The 4,037-nt window shown below is 63.5% G+C and carries 2 protein-coding genes; both read left to right on the top strand.

Annotation, left to right across the window (positions count from 1 at the left end; translation table 11 throughout):
* Positions 1-5 precede the first annotated feature (5 nt).
* Positions 6-2,087: a type I restriction enzyme subunit R domain-containing protein gene (locus FrCorBMG51_RS24270; protein WP_476742253.1), complete on the top strand. Its 2,082-nt coding sequence runs from the start codon at positions 6-8 to the stop codon at positions 2,085-2,087.
* A 309-nt stretch (positions 2,088-2,396) separates the two neighbouring features.
* On the top strand, positions 2,397-4,037 hold a 1,641-nt coding region (locus tag FrCorBMG51_RS24265; protein ID WP_047225323.1), incomplete at its 3' end, for an AAA family ATPase.

Here is a 4,037-nt window from a genome sequence, read left to right as displayed (position 1 = left end):
GGTACCTGATCGAGCACTCGGCCGGGTCGGGGAAGACGAACACGATCGCCTGGACCGCGCACCGGCTGGCGCGGCTACACGTGAACGACGAGAAGGTCTTCGACTCGGTCATCGTGGTCGTGGACCGGACGGTGCTCGACGGGCAGCTCCAGGAGGCGATCCGGCAGATCGACGGGTCCGGCAAGATCGTGGCCACGATCAGCCCGGAGGACGTCCGCAAGGCCGGCGCGAAGTCGAAGTCCGGGCTGCTGGCCTCCGCGCTCAAGAACGGCGAGCTGATCATCGCGGTGACGGTGCAGACGTTCCCGTTCGCGATGGACGAGATCCAGGCAGACAAGGGGCTGAAGGGCAAGAAGTTCGCCGTCATCGCCGACGAGGCGCACTCGTCGCAGTCCGGCAGGATCTCCTCCCAGCTGAAGGCCGTGCTCACCGCCGAGGAGATCAAGGACCTCGAAGACGGCGGCGAGGTCTCCCTGGAGTCGATCCTGGCGGCACGGATGAGCGAGCGGGCCGACTCGCCGAACATCTCCTACTTCGCGTTCACCGCGACCCCGAAGGCCAAGACGCTGGAGATGTTCGGGCGCAAGGGGCCGGACGGGAAGCCGGTCGAGTTCCACCTGTACTCGATGCGGCAGGCGATCGAGGAGGGGTACATCCTCGACGTCCTGCGTGGCTACCAGTCGTACGACACCGCGCTGAAGATCGCCGGCAAGGCCNCCAACGTCGCCCATCTGCTGGAGCGCAGGGCGAAGGCGATGGTCGCCACCGACTCGCGCAAGGCCGCGGTGAAGTACAAGAAGGCGATCGACGCCTACCTCGCTCGCCGGGCTGCGGAGGATCCGTCGTACACCTACCGCACGCTCGTCGCCTTCTCCGGGTCGGTGACGATGGAGGAGAACGAGGTGTGGGCCTCGGAGTGGGGGCCGGCGCCGGCGAAGGACGTCGAGTTCACCGAGACCAACCTGAACCCCGGTGCTGGTTCGGACCTGGCCGCGGCGTTCAAGGGCGCGACCTACACGATCATGCTGGTCGCCAACAAGTTCCAGACCGGCTTCGACCAGCCGCTGCTCTCGGCGATGTACATCGACAAGAAGCTTTCCGGGGTCACCGCCGTGCAGACGCTCTCCCGGCTCAACCGCACCCACCGCACCGCGGGCGGGGAGGTCAAGCGCAAGACGTACGTCCTGGACTTCGTGAACAAGCCCGACGACATCCGGGCCGCGTTCGAGCCGTACTTCACCAACGCGACCCTGGAGACCGAGACCGACCCGTACGTCGTCGCCCACCTCGCCGCCAAGCTCGCCCAAGCCGGGATCTACACCGCCGACCAGGTACGGGACGTCGCCGAGCTGTGGGTGAAGCGGAAAGGCAACAACGCGCTCTCGGCCGCGATCGCCCCGGCGAAGCACGAGTTCGCGGCCCGCTACGCCGCGGCGATCGAGGCCGATGACAAGGTCACGCTCAGCACCCTTGACCTGTTCCGCCAGGACGTCTCCACCTACGTCCGGCTCTACGACTTCATGAGCCAGATCGTCGACTACGGCGACCCGCACCTGGAGATGCTCTCCATCTTCCTGCGTCTCCTGGAGAAGGTCATCGCCGACTCCTCGTGGGCTGCCGAGGTCGACCTCTCCGATGTCGTCCTGGTCGGGGTCAAGCATGAGAAGCGGATCGCCGTCGATATCTCGCTGACCGGCGACGGAGAGCTCAAGGGAATCAGCGCCGCCGGAACCGGCACCCGCAAGGAGCCCAAGTACGTCGCGCTCCAGGTCGTTATCGACAAGATGAACGACCTCTTCGGCGCCGAGTCCTTCACCGAGTCCCAGATCCGCGAGTTCGTCAACGGCCTAGTCCAGCGACTCCTCGCCTACCCCGACCTCGTCAGGCAGACCCAGGTCAACTCGAAGAAGCAGTTCATGGACTCCGACGACTTCAAAACCATCGTCACCGAGGCCGTCCTCGACAACCAGGAAGCCCACAACACCATGGCCGACTACTTCTTCAGCGACGGCCCGGGAATCAACGGCGTCATCCTTGCTCTCGCGGACGCCTTCTACGAGGTCGCCACTTCGCAGGAGACTGACTGACAGAATGTTCGGCCGGGGATGGTGTCGGTCTTGGGAAGTCTTTGCCTTGGCGGGTAGCAGCCGCCTGCTGAATAGGCGCGCACGCGACCAGGGCACATCTACAGTCGAGGCTGAGTTCATTGTAAAGATCCTACTCTCGGCGTTCAGTGCGCAGTCGCGGGGACGCGGCCACGCGGCAGGTCAGGCGAATGCAAAAGTGAAGAAGACCGTTTTGATCGGCGGATTGTGCGCAGCACGGACGGAATTCCTGTAGATGGGGTGCGGCGCTCTGCAACGAATCCAGTGCTCTGAAGGACGACCGGAGGAATTGTGCGACTGCATTCGATCTATGCCCGTTTCTACCGCTCCTTGAACTACGACTTCCTCCGCGCCTCGGCTGATGACTACGCGCCGGATCCCTGGGACGGCACGCCGGAGGGCGACTATCCGTTCGTCCGCATAAAGCTGCGTCCGGACATCACCACCGTGGTCGGTGGCAATGAATCTGGGAAGACTCAGGTGCTGCGCGTGATCGAAGCAGCGCTGACCGGTGGCGGATACGACCGAAGTGATTTCTGTAGGTATTCTCGGTTCTTCGGTGTGGACCAGGCGATTACCAAGCCAGAGTTCGGGGCGCTGTTCACCGACGTCAGCCAAGACGACCTGAGGGCCGTTGAGCAAATGTCGTCGCTAAGCGGACTGTCGGACGTGGACCGCATCGCGATCTTCCGAATGAACGAGACGCCGCAGCTGCGGGTCTACGCCCGTCATGGCGGAAGCTGGTCGGGTTCCTCTCACGTCAAGGCGCCGAAGGTGCTCTCGGCTTTGGGCATGCCGCGGCCGTTTCGTATCGATGCGGACGTGCCGTTGCCCGACAGCGTGCCCCTCGACTACATCGTAGGCGGCAAGCCGGTCGCCTCGGTCGGCCGGGAATTCCTGCGCCGGGTGTGGGACGCAGTCATCGAACGTCGCAGTTGGTTCGACGACGCCTCCACCGTGGCCAACAATGCGAGCGAGATCTCCGGACTGTTCCGGCCTCTTCGTGAGGCGACGGCCGAGGAGCTGAGTGCGTACAAGCTAGCCGCTGACCTGCTGTTGGATGTTGCAGGTCTAGGTCGGGAGCTTTTCGCCGAGTTGCAGACTGCCGTCAAAACGAAGAACGGCTACGCCAATAGTATTGTCGACACCATCAACGCCGAGCTCGCCAAAGCACTCAACTTCCCGCATTGGTGGTCGCAGGACTCCAAATTTGAGCTGTTCGTGTCCCTGTACGAATACGATCTCGTCTTCATGATCCGCGATCGCACTGGTCGGACCTACGGATTCGACGAACGCAGCGACGGCCTTAAGTACTTCCTCAGCTACTTCGTGCAGTACCTGGCCCACCAAGCCCCGGGGGACGGCGCCCAGGAGATTCTGCTGATGGATGAACCTGACCGTTACCTGTCCTCGGCCGGGCAGCAGGATCTCCTGCGCATCTTCGAGGATTTCGCTCGACCTCAGGACATCGCTCGCTCGCCCGTGCAGGTCGTCTACGTAACCCACTCTCCCTTCTTGATTGACAAGAACGAAGCGGATCGCATCCGCGTGCTGGAGAAAGGTGAACATGACGAAGGGACGCGGGTCGTCACCAGCGCGGCGGCTAACCACTACGAACCGCTTCGCTCGGCCTTTGGTAGCTTCGTCGCCGAAACCACTTTCATCGGCAACTGCAACCTCATCGTTGAAGGGCCTTCCGACCAGGTTCTGCTCGCCGGGGCATCCCGGTGGCTGGCCGGACGCGGTGCCGCCGCCCGAGAACGCCTCGACCTCAACAAGATCACGATCGTGCCCGCCGGCGGCACACCACACGTGCCCTACCTCGTGTATCTCGCCCGAGGGCGCGACGTCGAGAAGCCCCCAGTCATCGTGCTACTCGACAATGACAAGGCCGGCGACGAGGCCCGTAACCCTCTGTGTCAGTCTCGGGTG

The organism is Protofrankia coriariae, assembly GCF_001017755.1.
GTDB classification, from domain to species: Bacteria; Actinomycetota; Actinomycetes; order Frankiales; family Frankiaceae; genus Protofrankia; species Protofrankia coriariae.
The sequence above is the reverse complement of the archived record's forward strand: the minus strand, read 5'-3'. Positions and strand labels throughout refer to the sequence as shown.